This is a genomic window from Methylobacillus caricis (assembly GCF_020532705.1).
GTDB classification, from domain to species: domain Bacteria; phylum Pseudomonadota; class Gammaproteobacteria; order Burkholderiales; family Methylophilaceae; genus Methylobacillus; species Methylobacillus caricis.
The window spans coordinates 313624-329914 of sequence record NZ_JAJAVD010000001.1; the positions used below are offsets into that span (position 1 = coordinate 313624).

General features: G+C 50.0%; 17 protein-coding genes. 7 read left to right on the forward strand and 10 right to left on the reverse strand.

Annotated features, from left to right (window positions below; translation table 11 throughout):
* Positions 1-106: 106 nt before the first annotated feature.
* Positions 107-1018: an EAL domain-containing protein gene (locus tag LG200_RS01560; RefSeq protein WP_226755846.1), complete on the reverse strand. Its 912-nt coding sequence runs from the start codon at positions 1016-1018 to the stop codon at positions 107-109.
* 14 nt (positions 1019-1032) lie between these two features.
* Positions 1033-2022: a sulfate ABC transporter substrate-binding protein gene (locus tag LG200_RS01565; RefSeq protein ID WP_226755847.1), complete on the reverse strand. Its 990-nt coding sequence runs from the start codon at positions 2020-2022 to the stop codon at positions 1033-1035.
* 396 nt (positions 2023-2418) lie between these two features.
* Between LG200_RS01565 and epsC the strand changes: the two genes are divergently transcribed.
* From epsC to LG200_RS01580, 3 genes are all read left to right on the forward strand, one after another.
* Entirely contained in the window at positions 2419-3375 is a 957-nt protein-coding gene (gene epsC / locus LG200_RS01570; RefSeq protein WP_226755848.1) for a serine O-acetyltransferase EpsC, read from the forward strand.
* A gap of 72 nt (positions 3376-3447) precedes the next feature.
* The gene (locus LG200_RS01575) at positions 3448-4365 is read left to right on the forward strand and encodes a family 2A encapsulin nanocompartment shell protein (RefSeq protein WP_226755849.1); all 918 of its coding nucleotides are present in this window, start codon (positions 3448-3450) and stop codon (positions 4363-4365) included.
* Positions 4352-6265, forward strand: coding sequence for a family 2A encapsulin nanocompartment cargo protein cysteine desulfurase (locus LG200_RS01580; protein WP_226755850.1), 1914 nt, complete (start codon positions 4352-4354; stop codon positions 6263-6265). The genes LG200_RS01575 and LG200_RS01580 overlap by 14 nt, the downstream gene beginning before the upstream one ends.
* Before the next feature lie 110 nt (positions 6266-6375).
* Here the strand turns inward: LG200_RS01580 and LG200_RS01585 are convergent, their stop codons facing one another.
* The 6 genes from LG200_RS01585 to LG200_RS01610 form a co-directional block, all read right to left on the reverse strand.
* Positions 6376-6591 carry a TOBE domain-containing protein gene (locus tag LG200_RS01585; RefSeq protein WP_226755851.1) on the reverse strand — a complete coding sequence of 72 codons (216 nt, stop codon included), beginning with the start codon at positions 6589-6591 and terminating at the stop codon, positions 6376-6378.
* Positions 6592-6663: 72 nt separating this feature from the next.
* On the reverse strand, positions 6664-7002 hold the full coding sequence (locus tag LG200_RS01590) for a DUF2325 domain-containing protein (protein ID WP_226755852.1): 339 nt from the start codon (positions 7000-7002) through the stop codon (positions 6664-6666).
* A gap of 73 nt (positions 7003-7075) precedes the next feature.
* On the reverse strand, positions 7076-8086 hold the full coding sequence (locus tag LG200_RS01595) for a sulfate ABC transporter substrate-binding protein (protein ID WP_226755853.1): 1011 nt from the start codon (positions 8084-8086) through the stop codon (positions 7076-7078).
* Positions 8087-8127: 41 nt separating this feature from the next.
* Complete coding sequence (locus LG200_RS01600) at positions 8128-8325, reverse strand: YezD family protein (protein WP_226755854.1); 198 nt, start codon at positions 8323-8325, stop codon at positions 8128-8130.
* A 189-nt stretch (positions 8326-8514) separates the two neighbouring features.
* On the reverse strand, positions 8515-10086 hold the full coding sequence (locus LG200_RS01605) for an alginate export family protein (protein WP_226755855.1): 1572 nt from the start codon (positions 10084-10086) through the stop codon (positions 8515-8517).
* A gap of 352 nt (positions 10087-10438) precedes the next feature.
* Positions 10439-10984, reverse strand: a complete 546-nt coding sequence (locus LG200_RS01610) for a cob(I)yrinic acid a,c-diamide adenosyltransferase (protein ID WP_226755856.1) — start codon at positions 10982-10984, stop codon at positions 10439-10441.
* Between the two features lie 102 nt (positions 10985-11086).
* Between LG200_RS01610 and murI the strand changes: the two genes are divergently transcribed.
* Positions 11087-11920: a glutamate racemase gene (gene murI / locus LG200_RS01615; protein ID WP_226755857.1), complete on the forward strand. Its 834-nt coding sequence runs from the start codon at positions 11087-11089 to the stop codon at positions 11918-11920.
* A gap of 77 nt (positions 11921-11997) precedes the next feature.
* On the opposite strand, the gene LG200_RS01620 is transcribed toward murI, so the two are convergent.
* Positions 11998-12186 carry a zinc-finger domain-containing protein gene (locus LG200_RS01620; protein ID WP_226755858.1) on the reverse strand — a complete coding sequence of 63 codons (189 nt, stop codon included), beginning with the start codon at positions 12184-12186 and terminating at the stop codon, positions 11998-12000.
* Positions 12187-12214: 28 nt separating this feature from the next.
* Positions 12215-13135, reverse strand: coding sequence for a branched-chain amino acid transaminase (locus LG200_RS01625; protein WP_226755859.1), 921 nt, complete (start codon positions 13133-13135; stop codon positions 12215-12217).
* Between the two features lie 287 nt (positions 13136-13422).
* Between LG200_RS01625 and LG200_RS01630 the strand changes: the two genes are divergently transcribed.
* The 3 genes from LG200_RS01630 to ccoN all read left to right on the forward strand — a co-directional run bounded on the left by LG200_RS01630 (position 13423) and on the right by ccoN (position 16289).
* Complete coding sequence (locus LG200_RS01630; protein WP_226757270.1) at positions 13423-14082, forward strand: OmpW/AlkL family protein; 660 nt, start codon at positions 13423-13425, stop codon at positions 14080-14082.
* A gap of 93 nt (positions 14083-14175) precedes the next feature.
* Complete coding sequence (locus tag LG200_RS01635) at positions 14176-14751, forward strand: SCO family protein (RefSeq protein ID WP_226755860.1); 576 nt, start codon at positions 14176-14178, stop codon at positions 14749-14751.
* 80 nt (positions 14752-14831) lie between these two features.
* The gene (gene ccoN / locus LG200_RS01640) at positions 14832-16289 is read left to right on the forward strand and encodes a cytochrome-c oxidase, cbb3-type subunit I (protein ID WP_226755861.1); all 1458 of its coding nucleotides are present in this window, start codon (positions 14832-14834) and stop codon (positions 16287-16289) included.
* The last annotated feature ends 2 nt before the right edge of the window (positions 16290-16291 follow it).

Genomic DNA, 16291 nt, shown 5'->3' on the forward strand with positions numbered 1-16291 from the left:
GGTGCCAATGTAACAGACGGCCTGTCTTATAAAAAATAATAAGTTTTTATAATGATATAGCCACCTGTTATTTCATTGGCGGTTTTTGGCTGTTGGCAGATGCAGTTTAGGCGACGGCGCGTTTTCTCAGCTGCAATGTTGGCTTGATGGCATCAGTGGGTTGCAACTCTCTGGCAGTGACTGGCCGGCCCAGGAAATAGCCCTGCAGCAAGGTGCTGCCAGAGGCGATTGCAATATCCAGGCCCGCCTGAGACTCTATGCCAGTAATCACTGGTTGAGCCCCAATGTCCCGTGCCAGCTGGATCAGGCTAGGCAGAATCTTGCGTAACCTTGGATTGCGCTCGGCTTCCTTGATCAAGCCGGTGTCGAACTTGACGAACTCAGGTGACAATTTCCACAAGCGTTCAAGATGTGAATGCTTGTTACCGAAGTTGTCAATTGCAATGCGGTAGCCGCGTTCCCGGTAGTTTTCTATGGCTTCAGCAAGCTGGTTTTCATGTTCCACAAAACTTTCCTGGAGTTCGATTACCACTCTATCGGTTGGCACCGAGTTGGAGTGCAATATGCGTTCAAACACCTTGCCGTGGGCATTGACACTGATGAGTAGGTTGGGATGTACGTTGAGGAACAGCAGGCCGTTCTCGGCATAAATCTGGCGGAAGTTCAGTACATGCAGGGTGCGGGCAACGCGATCAAACTTCACCAGCTTCCCTACTTGATCAGCAAAGCTGAATGCGAACTCAGGGCTAATCGACTGCAAGCCTCCAAGTGAAGGGCGTAAAAATGCTTCGTGCCCGTGGAGATCACCTGCCTCACTGTCGTAAATAGGCTGGAAAGCGCTATTCAGCTGTATGCCAAGAAAGGTACTGTTGAATTCACCAGACTGCTGTTCTTCCAGTCCGTATTCATCCAGATCCAGATAAAGCGATTCCCTTAACTGAGTTTTCAGTTGCTCTATATGGGTGGAGGAAATCTTGGGTTCTTGTGGTGAGTTTTGCTTGGCATGTATTTTAGGCATGGCGTTTCCCCACATTACTTGTTCGAGTAGATCTGATCAAATACCCCACCATCGGCAAAATGCGTTTTCTGCGCCTTTTGCCAGCCGCCAAACACTTCATCCACAGTAAACAGCTCCAAGGGTTTGAAGTCAGCCTTATGATTGGTCAGCACGGCTGTTGAGCGTGGACGCAGATAATGCTGTGCGGCAATCTCTTGGCCTTCTTCGGAGTAATGAAATTCAAGATAGGCTTGTGCCACTTGGCGGGTCTTGCGTTTGTCGACGACCTTGTCCACCAGGGAAATCGGGTTTTCGGCCAGGATGCTGGTGGAAGGGTAGACCACATCAAATTGATCATTGCCCAGTTCCTTCTTGATCAGGAAAACCTCATTTTCAAAGGTAAGCAGCACGTCCCCGATCCCACGCTGAACAAACGTGGTGGTGGCGCCTCGACCACCGGTATCCAATACCGGTACGTTCTTGAACAAACGCGTCACAAAGTCACGGGCCTTGGCCTCGTCGCCACCCTTTTTGAGTACGGCTCCCCATGCTGCCAGATAACTGTACCGCCCATTGCCTGAAGTCTTGGGATTTGGTACCACGACATTAATGCCGGGTTTGACCAAGTCTGCCCAGTCCTTGATTTGCTTGGGGTTGCCTTTGCGTACTAGAAAGACGGTCGTGGATGTCGTAGGCGCGCTTTCATTGGGCAGGCGCTTTTGCCAGTCGGCAGGAATCAGTTTGCCGCGTTCGGCGAGAATATCAATATCATTGCTTTGGTTCATGGAGATGATATCGGCCTGCAAGCCATCGACTACTGCACGAGCCTGTTTGCTAGAGCCGCCGTGAGATTGGTTAATGGTGACGGATTCACCTGTTTTTTGTTTCCAGTATTTGGCAAATGCCGGATTGAAGTCCTTGTAAAACTCGCGTGTAACATCATAGGAAACGTTAAGCAGGGAGCTGTCTGCATGAACTAGCGATGAAGCCGCCAGCAGACTGATGGCCAATATTCTTTTTAACATGGGGGTCTCAATGGTGATGGATATAACAGAACTTTCATGCACTATATGCAATTTAAAAAATAATGTAAAAGAATATAGTTGAATATAAGTGGTTGTTTCTGTTATTTAGGTGCGTAGCTCTATATATTTTTATATTATATGTATATAATTAATGAGAATATGTGATAATCTTTCATTATTGATAGGCTTGCTGCAGCGTTCATGAAAAAAATCCAAGTATTATTAGCAGTTAGCAGTCCGATGGTCTTGTTACTTCACAAAAAGCCAAGCCCTTTGCATGATAATGACTGTTTATTTATTGTTAGTGTTTAGCTGACCGGAAAACCGGAAGCCAGTTTGCCTAGTAGAGGCTTGCTGGCTTTTTTTGTTTTACGCCCCCATCCTGGATGCAAGTGTATGAGTCAAGATACTAAGAAAGATCAGCCATTGTTTTCTGACGAGCTGGGAATCAGCCAGATTGTCAGCGATCTACGTGCGGTACGGCAGGCATCTCTTGAGCACAGGAACCGCCTGAATAGGCCTCCCAAGCTGCCGGCCCGGAAAGTCCTGGCTGAAGTGGTGGATGGGCTAGGTGCGGCCCTGTTTCCTAATCGCCTTGGTTTGCCAGATTTGCGCGAAGAAGGGTTGGACTATTTTGTTGGACACACACTGGATGTGGCCTTGCGTGAGCTGGTAACGCAGGTTGCCCTGGAGTTGAATTTTTCCGCAGAAATTGCAACGACGTTTGAGGAATCACGTGAGCAGGCGATAGTGTTGGTGCGAGATTTTGCCAGCCGTCTGCCCGCAGTCCGGAAGCTGCTGGATACTGATATCCGGGCTGCATATGAGGGTGATCCTGCCGCCAGGAGTGTGGATGAAGTGCTGGTGTGCTATCCGGGCATTAACGCCATTATTCATTACCGGATTGCCCATGTGCTACATCAACTGGGTATGCCGCTGATTGCACGCATGATTACCGAAATTGCACACTCCTCGACAGGTATTGATATACATCCGGGGGCGCAGATTGCCGAAGGATTTTTCATTGATCATGGTACCGGTGTTGTCATCGGAGAAACCAGCATTATTGGCCGGCATGTGCGTCTTTACCAGGCAGTGACACTGGGAGCCAAACGTTTTCCAGTCGATGCTGATGGTGCACTGGTCAAGGGGAATGAGCGTCATCCGATTGTTGAGGATGATGTCGTCATTTATGCGGGAGCGACTATTCTCGGACGCATCACGATAGGCAGGGGTTCAGTGATCGGCGGTAATGTTTGGCTTACCTACAGTATTCCACCCAATAGCAATATTACGCAGGCTCAGATGAAGGAGGCTTTGCCATCAGGCCGTCATCCCGATGCTGCAACCTGAGTATTAACTAAACCGGCGGTTTTTTATATGCCGCCTCTTTGAAACTGGTAATTAATTAAAGGAGAGAGCTTCATGTCAGATATTCATCAGGCCCATACTGCATTAGGGGATGTTGCAGCCCGCACGCTGGCCAATGCCACCAAAACGGTCCCCATGCTGGGTGCTATCACCCCGCGTTGGCTGGTACACCTGCTGCAATGGGTGCCGGTAGAGGCCGGTATCTACCGAGTCAACAAGGTGAAAGACAACCACAATGTAGAGGTAGATTGCTCCAACAAGGATGAGCGCGAGTTGCCAGCGACCTTTGTCGATTATGAAGAGTGGGGGCGGGAATATGTACTGAATGCGGTAAATACCGTGGTGGATGTGCATACCCGTATTTCCGATCTTTACAGCAGCCCGCATAACCAGATTCGTGAACAGCTGCGCTTGACCATTGAAACTGTGAAAGAGCGCCAAGAAAGTGAGCTGATCAATAACAAGGAGTATGGCCTGCTACACAATGTGGCGGCTGGCCAGAAGGTCAAGTCACGTACAGGCTCGCCTACTCCAGATGATTTTGATGAGCTGATTTCCCGGGTCTGGAAAGAGCCAGCTTTCTTCCTTGCCCATCCTCAAGCGATTGCCGCATTTGGTCGTGAATGTACACGTCGTGGCGTACCACCGCCGACTGTCAGCATGTTCGGGTCCCAATTCATTACCTGGCGCGGCATCCCACTGGTTCCGTGCGACAAGCTGCGCGTGACCAAGGGCAAGACCAATATCCTGTTGCTGCGCACCGGTGAGAGCCGCCAGGGCGTAGTTGGGCTGTATCAGCCCAACCTGCCAGGCCAGCAGAGCATGGGGCTTTCTGTGCGTTTCATGGGTATCAACCATAAGGCGATTGCTTCCTACCTGGTTTCACTTTATTGCTCGCTGGCGGTATTGACCGAAGATGCGATTGCCGTGCTGGAGAATGTAGACGTAGGCAACTACTATGACTACAAGTAACTTCAACGATTTGTCCTCCTTCGAGCCTGAGGCCATATTGGCTTCCTTGCCGGGCGAGCATCCGAGAATGGCTGCTGGTTTGGCTGTGGGGCGCGAGGCACAGGCAGGTGGTCATCTGGATATAGATGAGCTGACCCGGATTGCCAATGAACTATATGCAGAAGGTTTTCCGCATGCGCAGGGCCTGCCGTCGACTGCGTCATTGACCGATTCGGCAGCCCCCTATGCGGCTGGTAGTCCAACCATAGGTGCGCCAGTACCGGCTGCTCCAGCAGCTGTTTCTGCTGTGCCGGCAGGATTGCCAGCGGCTACCAATGTGGTTCCCGGTGCGGAAACAGTGCCAGTCAGTTCCCCGGGTTTGGGCGTGTCTCCATCCAGCTTGCCACCTGAGTTCAGCCAGGAGCGTGTTGAGGCGGTTGGGCCCGTCCCTGGAGCATCCACAGTCCCATTGGACGGCAACATCCTGGGTGTACTGGATATCAGTGGTTTGCTGGGTGGGATGGATATCCCTTATCAAGTTGACCTGCAAAGTTTCCTGGTATCTCCATCCAGTGCGGGTGGCGGAGCTGATAAGTCTGCTACCAGCGTTGCTGGCAGCAGGTCTTCGCAATACTACTTCCTGGGTGACCGTCCAGGCGTGCCGCAGTCTTCAGCTTCCACTCATCCGCCGTTTGATGCCAACCTGGTACGCAAGGATTTTCCTATCCTGCGTGAACTGGTCAATGGCAGGCCTCTGATCTGGCTGGACAATGCCGCTACCACGCAAAAGCCACAGGTGGTCATAGACCGTCTGGCCTATTTCTATCAACACGAGAACTCCAATATCCATCGTGCAGCGCATGAGCTGGCCGCGCGTGCCACTGATGCCTATGAAGGTGCACGTGAAACTGTTCGTCGTTTCATCAATGCGCCATCGGCTGAGAACATCGTGTTTGTGCGCGGTACCACTGAAGCGATCAATCTGATTGCCAAGACCTGGGGCAAGAAGCATCTGGGCGAGGGTGATGAAGTGATTGTCACCAATCTGGAGCATCATGCCAATATCGTGCCGTGGCAGCAGTTATGCCAGGAAACAGGCGCCAAGCTTAAAGTGGTGCCGGTGGATGACAGTGGTCAGGTATTGCTGGACGAATACCAAAAGCTGCTGACGTCTCGTACCAAGCTGGTGTCCTTCACCCAGGTGTCCAATGCCCTGGGCACTGTCACTCCTGCACAGCAAATGATACAGATGGCCCATAGTATTGGCGCCAAGGTGTTGCTGGATGGTGCTCAGTCTGTGTCCCATATGCGTACTGATGTCCAGTTGCTGGATTGCGATTTCTTCGTGTTTTCTGGTCACAAGGTGTTTGGTCCCACTGGCATAGGGGCGCTGTACGGCAAGCCAGAGGTGCTCAATGACATGCCGGTCTGGCAAGGTGGTGGCAACATGATCCAGGATGTTACCTTTGAAAAGACGGTTTATCATGGAGCACCAGCCAAGTTCGAAGCTGGTACCGGCAATATTGCCGATGCCGTGGGTATGGGAGCTGCGCTGGAGTATGTGGAGCGTTTGGGGATAGACAATATTGCCCGTTACGAGCATGAACTGCTGGTCTATGCAACAGCTGCATTGAACAAGGTGCCAGGATTGCGTTTGATTGGCACTGCCAAGGAAAAAGCCAGCGTGTTGTCGTTTAACCTGCATGGGTACAAGAGCGAGGAGGTGGGCGCTGCCTTGAATCAGGAAGGGATTGCCGTACGTTCTGGCCATCATTGTGCACAGCCGATTCTGCGCCGGTTCGGTGTGGAAACAACGGTCAGGCCATCGCTGGCGTTCTACAACACTTATGCTGAAATCGATGTGTTGCAGAATACCTTGCTCAAGCTTGCCTCTGCTAAAGGCGTGAGTGGTTTGCAGTAATACCGACTTAAGCAGCTCAACGCCTAAAAGAAAAGGCCGGGATGTATCCCGGCTTTTTTATTAGTCATTTCATGTGTTTGGCTAACAACCGTGCTGCCAAGTGGATTACCTTAGACTTTGGCGATGGAGACTTCAGTGGCCTTGATCAGGGCCAATACCTCGGTACCAACTTGCAGGTTAAGTTCATTGATCGAACGTGTGGTGATCACCGAAGTGACAATACCTACAGGCGTTTCAACATCAACTTCGGAGACGACCGGGCCGACGACAATTTCCTTGATTCTGCCGCGGAACTGATTGCGAACGTTGATTGCGTGTATTGCCATGATGACTCTCCTTTTGCGTACTATCTATATGCCGGATGCTGAATAAAACCAGGTTTATGCTTGTAACTCTTCCTAATGCAGGGAAAAACTCGAGTGATCTTCTCTACATTCAGTCTCGACAACGTAATCTGGATCCAGTTTCTGTAATCTTGTACGCAATGCCGCCGGGCCATTGGGGGTATATACGATCTTGACTCCACGCTTGGCCGCATTCTGCTTGATCTTATGAGTAAACGTGTGGCTGATCCAGTCCGTGATCAAGATAATCAGGTCGGTGTCTTGAGGGATGACTTTCTTGCCATCGCCCACTTTGCGACCTGACCAGTGATTGATATGTGTGATACCAAAATTGGACAGCTCCTGTTTGATGCCGTCAATCTGGTCGCCACCTACAATTAATGCAGTACTCATTGTATGAGTCTCCTTTATTTGTCGGCGGCGCCAGATTTTGCCCGGCGCTGCCCGTTAATTGGAAGTTGAAATGCTATTGCTGATAAACCTGGTCGAAAGTGCCGCCATCAGAGAAGTGGGTTTTCTGGGCTTTCTGCCAGCCGCCGAAAGCACCATCTATTGTTACCAGGGACAGTTTGGGGAAACTCTTTTCATACTTCTTGGCGACTGATGCCAGGCGCGGGCGATAGTAGTTCTTCGCGGCAATTTCCTGGCCTTCTTCGCTATACAGGTGTTCCAGATAGGCTTCTGCTACCTTGCGGGTGCCACGTTTATCTGCCACCTTGTCAACTACGGATACTGATGGCTCGGCCAGGATGGAAAGCGAAGGGGCAACAATTTCAAACTTGTCTGGACCCAGCTCTTTTTGAGCCAGGAAGGCTTCGTTTTCCCATGCCAGCAATACATCACCGATGCCGCGTTCTACAAAGGTGGTGGTGGATCCCCGAGCGCCAGAATCCAGTACTGGGACGTTTTTGAGGATTTTGCCAATAAACTCGCGGGTCTTTGCCTCGTCATTATTGAACTTCTTTTGACCATAAGCCCAGGCGGCCAGGTAATTCCAGCGTGCGCCGCCAGAAGTTTTCGGGTTGGGAGTAATGACTCCGACGCCAGGCTTGGCCAAGTCATCCCAGTCCTTGATCTGCTTGGGGTTGCCCTTGCGAACCAGGAAAACGATAGTAGATGTATAAGGAGAGCTGTTATCCGGCAGGCGTTTGATCCAGTCCTTGTTGATCAGTTTGCCTTTTTCATAAAGCGCATCCACATCGTAAGCCAGTGCCAGGGTGACCACATCTGCCTGCAGCCCATCTATCACAGAGCGTGCCTGTTTGCCCGAGCCGCCGTGCGAGGCCTTGATGGTGACTTTGTCACCAGTCTTGGCCTGCCAGTATTTGGAAAAAGCGGTGTTGTATTCTTGATAGAGTTCGCGCGTGGGATCGTAAGAGACATTTAACAGGGTGATATCGGCTGCTGCTGCCCCGATAGGGCTCGTCAGTGCTGCAATTGCGATCAAGCCGGAAAGACCTGGGAAAAACGTTTTCATGCAAATTCCTTTTGTATGGGTGTGCTAATGAATGCTACTGTTTATGCGGCAACCGTATTGTTGGCTGCCTTTTGTTTTTGAATGTCATTGTTGAAGCGTACTTTTTCCCTGCGCTCAATTTGGGTAACTCGGCCATCGTGCACGGTGATTTCGATGGAGCCGAATCGCAGGAGATCAATTGAGCGTATGATTTCTTGCAGTACTTCATTGCTTGCTCTGGATTGAGTTTCTTGCGACATGTTCAGGCCTATTAATTAAATGCGATGCTGTTACTCTAGCAACATCTTTAAATAGTTAAAAATAATTTGTTTTTATATTTTTATTCTATAAAAGAATAAAGAATGCAGGTATAGGCAATAAAAAAACCGGGATTCAATAATGAGTCCCGGTTAAATTTAAGAGATATAGAATGTGGCTTGCGAGGTAGGTTAGAAAGCGCTGACAGTCAGCTCTACGTAAAAGAAGTTGGATGTGTCTTTGCGGTCTCCAGTGTTGTTTTTCACAAAGTCACCACCTTTGAAGTATGCATAACCCACATTGGCAGCTACTTGCTTGTGCAATGGAAAACGCACGCGGATATCCCATTCCTCACCAAGATCTCTGTCCTTATTGCCATTAGTGTTGACCAGGTTGTTACCTGCACCCCAGCGGTCGGTGGCGCTATCCAGTTTGTACCAGCTATAGCCGGTATCAACATTGACGCCAGTAAACGGACTGAACTCGGCACGAATCTTGGTTGCATTGATGTTTTCCATCTGGATGTAATCATTGCTTGACCATGGGCGCGCAAAGCCGAAAAGACGGTCAAAGCGTTCATTGGTGCCTGTGCTGGAGCTTTTGTCACCGCTTGCAACACCGTAGTTTGCACTGAATCGTGGTTTCCAGGCATGGTCAGCTGTATATCCGATCTCAGTGATATAGGAGTAAGCTCTATAGTCACGCTTGGCAGTGGGAGTCCTGTCTTCTTCACCCCATTGGCGATAGTAACTGACATCATAGTCAAACCCGGTTTTGCCAACTACCCCATAACCACGCAGGCCTGCGGTATGAATTTCACGGTCTCTGAAGTCATTAACATTGGTGACTCTGGCACCGGATGCGTTGTATTTCACCTCGTCGCCATCTTGCTTAAGATAGAAGTAAGATGGGGAAAGCGTAATGACATCCGACCATTTGCGCCAATCAAAGATTGCACCGTAGAACCATTGCGCCTTATCACGCTGATTCAATTGTTCTGGAAAGCGCACAATGGGTTGCAGGGCGAATAAATCCAATTCCCAGTCATTCTTGTGTTGGCCAAAGGTGGCACGAACGCCTTGGAAGGTATTGGTTGTATTGCGCCACTCATTACGGGCAATCAAACGCCTATCTAGTTGCTCAAATGCCATGCGGCCGGCTTTGATGCTGACAGGGCGATCGTTATCGAGATCATCCTTGCCCAGCGCGTCCTTGAAGAACAACTCTGCATAGGCCTGGATAGGTTCAGCCAGGTCGACATCGCGGTTATCACGTGCAAAAGCACTGTGGTTACGGCGTGCATCTTCGGCTTCAAAGGTGAAACGTAACGGGTCGAACTTGTTGCGTACGGCGACATAGATACGCGAACGTAGCAGGAACGGCTCATCTGTCACATTGATGCCACGGCGGAAATCATTTTCGCGGTTTTCATAACGGAAGCGATAGTCAGCCCCCACATCCAGCCAGTCAATATCGGTATATTCTTTCAGCCAGGTCTGATTGATTGGCTTGGTGAATTTTGGGGGTTCCGATTCACGTGTGGTGCCGTAGGCACGTGGAGCAACGTAATAGCCTCTCTCGGCCTTCTTGGCTTTTGCCGCTTCAGCAGCCAGTTCAGCTTTGCGTGCCTTGATACGTTCTTGTTGATCCGCTTCTTCGGCGCTCAGTGTTGTGGCTACTGCATCTTCAGCATAAGCAAGACTGCTGGATAGTGCGATGCCGCCGGCAATCAACAACTGAATGATTCCTGATTTGTTGAACAAAATAAATTCTCCCTGGTTTTGTTATGGCGCTTCCGGATGACCGGTAAGACTGCCTTTGTCTGATTAACTGCTATAGATGACCGCTGGTGCTGACAGTAGGTATTCAGTGAATGGTGTATACACTGCTGCCATGGCATTTTCCGTACAGCATATACAACGGATGAGATATTAGATTCTGTAATGCGGGAATTAAAGGCGATAAAAAATGTGTCGATGCTTGCATGCCAAGTGTCCGCTAGATATTGCAAAAAGAATGACGGCACTTTAACAATGAATTTTAATAATTAAAAATATTTATTCTTTATATCTATATTAGGTGTTGGAATATAAACATTTTACTGTTTCTTTTTGTTCATTTCTGATGATTCCACAACACGTCGTTGCGCCCGGCAGCCAAGTTCAGACTGCGTGATACAACAAAGAGCAGATCAGATAGTCGGTTGATGTAAGGCAAGGCGGCCGGTCCAATATTCTGTTCACGGTTCAGGGCTGTCAATATGCGTTCTGCGCGTCGACATACTGTGCGGCCCAGATGGCAATAAGCTGCGGCCCGTGTGCCTCCGGGCAGGATAAATTCTTTCAATGGCGCCAGGTCGGCATTCAATGCATCCAGCAACCGCTCCAGTTCTTCTATTCTAATAGCCTGTAGCATGTTGTGGCCCGGGATGGAAAGCTCCCCGCCAAGATCGAACAGGTCATGTTGTATTAGCGTCAGCATATTGCTGATATGGAGAGGTAGGGGCTCTGTCAACAGTATTCCCAGCACGGCATTAAGCTCATCTACGGTACCCATGGCCTCCACGCGCAGGCTGTCTTTTTCCACGCGGCTGCCATCGCCAAGGCCGGTGGTGCCATCATCACCTGTTCTTGTGTAAATTTTGCTTAGACGGTTGCCCATATGATGTTTCCTGACTGTATGGATATATTGTAGCTGAAGCGGATAGTGGCACGGCATGAGCGCATCGGCTAAACTTCCCCAGCTTTCAAAATCATTCAGGCCATGCATTCCGTGAGCACATCAAATTCAGCAATAGGTATCTTTGACTCCGGTGTGGGCGGTATTTCCGTATTGCGACATATCTGCAGCGCCCTGCCTGCGGAAAACCTGGTCTATTATGCTGACTCTCATTTTGCGCCATATGGTACCAAGTCGCCTGAGACGATTGCTGAGCGCAGTTTTTATATTGCGGATTTCCTGATCAGACATCATGGAATCAAAACCCTGGTAGTGGCATGTAATACAGCCACTGCCGCCGCAGTGGAATTGCTGCGGCAACGCTATCACATTCCTATTGTCGGGATGGAGCCTGCAGTCAAACCAGCGGCACAGGCAACAAAAACCGGGGTGGTTGGCGTGCTGGCAACCAGCGGTACGTTGAAAAGTGCGCAGTTTGCTGCTTTGCTGGAAAGCTACGGGCAGCATATCCAGGTCATTACTCAGGCTGGACATGGGTTGGTTGAGTGCGTGGAGCGTGGGGAACTGAGCGGTGAATCAGTACATGGCTTGCTCAAACAGTATCTGGATCCGTTGTTGATTCAAGGCGTTGATACAATAGTATTGGGATGCACGCATTACCCGTTTCTGTCCTCAGCTATCCGGGAGATTGTGGGCAACGACATTGCGCTTATTGAAACCGGTGCAGCCGTGGCGAGGCAATTGAAAAAGCGGTTGGGTGAGCATGGGTTATTGAGTCGGCGTGATGCTGATGGAGATATTACTTTTTATAGTAATGAGGCTGATGCTCTCAAGGCAGAGCGTGTAATTGCATCTTTGTGGACAGAACCTGGCTGCAAGTGGAAGTTCTTTGCACAGGAGGTTTCAGGAAATGTCTGAAGGATGCTTTTCGAATATTGAGAGCAAATAATAAAGCGGAACAAGTTCCGCTTTATTATTTTGAGCTGCATGGCATTTTAGTGAGAATGAATGACTTCCCCAGCTTTCAGCCGATACTTGGTTCCACAGTAAGGGCAACTGATCTGTCCTGTTTCCCCAATATCCAGGAAGACGCGCGGATGGGAGCTCCATAATGCCACTTCCTTTGTCGGACAGTGCAGTGGCAGGTCTTTTGCAGTTACTTCTATTTCGCGGGTATCAGACATTTGTCCAGTCTTCCTGATGGGGGGTGGGTTAAACCAGGGTCAGCCAGTCCTGATGTTTGGCGGACTTGCCTTTGACTACATCAAAGTACAGGGTTTGAAGTTTTTCAGTGATGGGGCCGCGTTTGCCATTGCCAATTGCGCGGTTATCCAGTTCGCGAATCGGTGTGACTTCAGCGGCAGTTCCCGTGAAAAATGCCTCATCAGCAGAGTAGACTTCATCGCGGGTAATACGCTTTTCAATTACCTGCAGGCCAATTTCTTCCGCTAACTGCACAATGGTATCGCGGGTGATCCCTTCAAGCGCACTGGTGAGGTCTGGCGTGTAGAGCTTGCCATTACGCACGATGAATATGTTTTCGCCGGAACCTTCAGCGACAAACCCGTCAACATCCAATAGCAATGCTTCGTCGTAACCGTCATGGGCGGCTTCTTGATGGGCCAGAATGGAGTTCATGTAGTTGCCGTTGGCCTTTGCCTTGCACATCGTAATATTGACGTGATGGCGTGCGAAGGAGGAAGTCTTGACGCGGATACCATTCTGGATAGCAGCATCGCCCATGTATGCGCCCCAGGTCCAGGCAGCCACAATCACGTGGGTGGATAGGGTTTTTGCAGAAATACCCATCGCCTCTGCGCCGTAGAATGCCATCGGGCGCATGTAGGCAGATTCAAGATTGTTCTCGCGTACAGCAGCCTTTTGCGCTTCAATGAGGGTGGCTTTGTCAAAAGGCATTTTCATGCCCAGAATATGGGCAGAGCGGAACAAACGGTCCGTATGCTCCTTGAGGCGGAAAATGGCCGTGCCCTTGTCAGTCTTGTAAGCGCGTACGCCTTCAAATACACCCATACCATAGTGTAGCGTGTGGGTGAGAACATGGGTGGTTGCTTCGCGCCAAGGTACCATTTTCCCATCATACCAAATCAGACCATCGCGGTCGGCCATCGACATCTTGTTTCTCCATACCTATGCAAGCTAAAGGTCTAATTGTAAACGCAAGGCCTTGTACTTGGATAGCAGGACAGGCAAATATAGGAAGCAAGATCGATAAATTTTTTCTTTAGTAATGTTGGCTGGATAGCAGCATTCTATTGCTGAAGTTTATCGGAAGACAGGTTTAGTACGCATGCTAATAGTTGACTGCCGTAGTAGGACATTAACCACTTTTAAATTATGGTTAATAGGGGTAGAATTAAATCCATAAAGTTTTTGTGGTTAATTGTCGAGGTGAGAGTATGATGAAAATTAAAAGTACGGCGTTGTTGATTTGTGGCCTGATGTCATCAGGGTTGGTGATGGCCGAGGCAGGAGATTGGGTGGTGCGTGCCCGGGCGGTGAATGTCAGTCCTAACGAAGATAGCAAGCTGGGTGACTATACCAATAGCTTGCTTGGTGCGGGCGCGGGATCCAAGCTTGAGGTGAGCGACAAGGTGATTCCTGAGCTCGATATTTCCTATTATGTCACCAAGAATATAGCCTTGGAGCTGGTGCTGGCACTAGGTACCCGTCATAACGTTGGCATCAAGGGCGCCAATGGTGTGGCGAGCGAAGACCTGGGATCAGTCAATTTGTTGCCTCCCACACTGACTGCCCAGTGGCATTTCCGCCCCGACCAGGCTTTTGACCCGTATGTAGGGGCAGGTGTCAATTACACCCGCTTCATGGATAACGGTCTGCATTCTGACCAGTTGAATCAGGATATCCGTGTTGAACGTAATAGCTGGGGCCCTGCATTGCAGGCCGGATTTGACTACAACCTGCCTGATGGCTGGTTGATCAATGCGGATATCAAATATCTCTGGATTGATACTGATATCAAGCTCAAGAACGGTCCCAAGATTGATAGCCTGGATATCAATCCATGGGTGGTTGGTTTTGGTTTTGGTAAGCGTTTCTAAAATGTAGTTTATTTGTAACAAGCCTCAGGGTTTGGCTAAGTTGCTCAGGTGGCTGATAATGGCTGCCTGGGCGATTTGGCAAAGAGGTTTAGCGTGCGTAGATGGATGGTTGTTTTTCTGTCCTTGTTGGTGTTTGGCTGTGGGCAGGGCCGGCAGGAGGTGCAGTTATATGGGGCTGATGTCACAGGGGCCGATATATCTGGTGCATTTGAGTTGACGGACCACACTGGCAAGGTGCGGCATCTGGAAGACTTTCGGGGTAGGCTGGTGGCGGTGTTTTTTGGGTATACCCATTGTCCCGATGTATGCCCCACCACCATGTTGGCGATGGCCGATGCCATGAAGTTGCTGGGGGATAAGGCCGGCCAGGTGCAGGTGTTGTTTGTGACAGTGGATCCTGAGCGGGATACGCAGCATGTGCTGGCGCAGTATGTACCTTCGTTTTATCCAAGTTTTATCGGATTGTACGGAACGGAGGCCCAGCTTAAAAGTGCAGCCAGCCAGTATCGGGTGGTGTATGTAAAACAGGTTTCTGAAGATGGTGGTGCATACACGGTGGATCATAGTGCGGGTGTGTATCTGTTTGACCGGAATGGGAAAATCAGAGCATATCTGAAACATGATCAATCGCCCGAGCAACTGGCGCATGATATTACCCAATTTTTTTAGGGTTTTTCTTGTCCAAGGGATTGGATACGGAATATAATTTTGGGATTTTTCCAGTATGGATTTTGTGTGAGGAGACAGTAATGGCAACGGCAAGCGTGACTACTGCTGGTGTTGGTACTAGTGAGCAATATAATTACGATATTGTCCGCAAGTTCGCCATCATGACGTTGGTCTGGGGTGCGATTGGTATGTTCGTGGGCGTTTATATCGCCTCGGAGCTTGCCTTCCCATTCCTGAATTTTGATAGTGCGTACATTACTTTCGGTCGTTTGCGCCCAGTACATACTAGTGGTGTGATTTTTGGTTTTGGTGGCAGCGCGTTGTTTGCTACCTCTTATTACGTGGTGCAGCGTACCTGTCAAGCCCGCCTGTTCGGCGGTGAGCGGCTTGCCAACTTCACGTTCTGGGGCTGGCAGGCGGCAGTAGCGCTATCTGCGCTGGGCTACATGTTCGGCTATACCCAGGCCCGTGAGTATGCTGAAATGGTATGGCCTGTAGACTTGCTGATCCTTGTGGTATGGGTAAGCTATCTGGCAATCTACGTTGGCACTCTGATGAAGCGTAAGCAACCGCACATTTATGTGGCCAACTGGTTCTATCTTGCCTTTATCCTGGCCACTGCGCTGCTTCACATTTTCAACAACCTGCAAGTGCCGGTAAAGCTGTTCTCGCTTGAGTCCTACAGCTTGTTCTCCGGTACCCAGGATGCGATGACGCAGTGGTGGTATGGCCATAATGCGGTTGGTTTCTTCCTGACCGCTGCTTTCCTTGGGATGATGTACTACTTTGTTCCCAAGCAAGCCGGCCGTCCGGTCTACTCCTATCGCCTGTCCATCCTGCACTTCTGGGCAATCATCTTCCTTTACATGTGGGCTGGTGCGCATCACTTGCACTGGACTGCGTTGCCAGACTGGACAGGTACACTGGCGGCCACTTTCTCCATCATGCTCTTGCTGCCTTCCTGGGGCGGCATGATCAACGGCATCATGACCCTGTCAGGCGCCTGGGACAAGTTGCGTACTGATCCTGTTATCCGCTTCCTTATCGTGGCGCTTTCCTTCTATGGTATGTCAACCTTTGAAGGGCCCATGATGTCGCTGAAGGATGTGAATGCACTGTCGCACTATACTGACTGGACTGTAGGTCACGTACATTCGGGCGCATTGGGCTGGGTTGCCATGATTACCTTTGGCAGCATGTATCACATGGTGCCACGTATCTGGAATACTCAAATGTATAGCTTGCGCCTGATCAATGTGCATTTCTGGCTTGCTACAATTGGCGTGCTGCTATATATCGTTGCGATGTGGATTTCCGGCATTATGCAGGGTTTGATGTGGCGTGCTTTCGATGACTTCGGTAACTTGCAGTACTCTTTTGTCGAGTCTGTTGCTGTAGCACATCCGTTTTATGTCATGCGTGCACTGGGCGGGGCGTTTTTCCTGACCGGCATGATCATCATGTGCTACAACATGTATAGGACCATCCGTCAGGGCAGCACAGAGGCTCATGCTGGCCTGAACGTGGCTACGGCCTGATA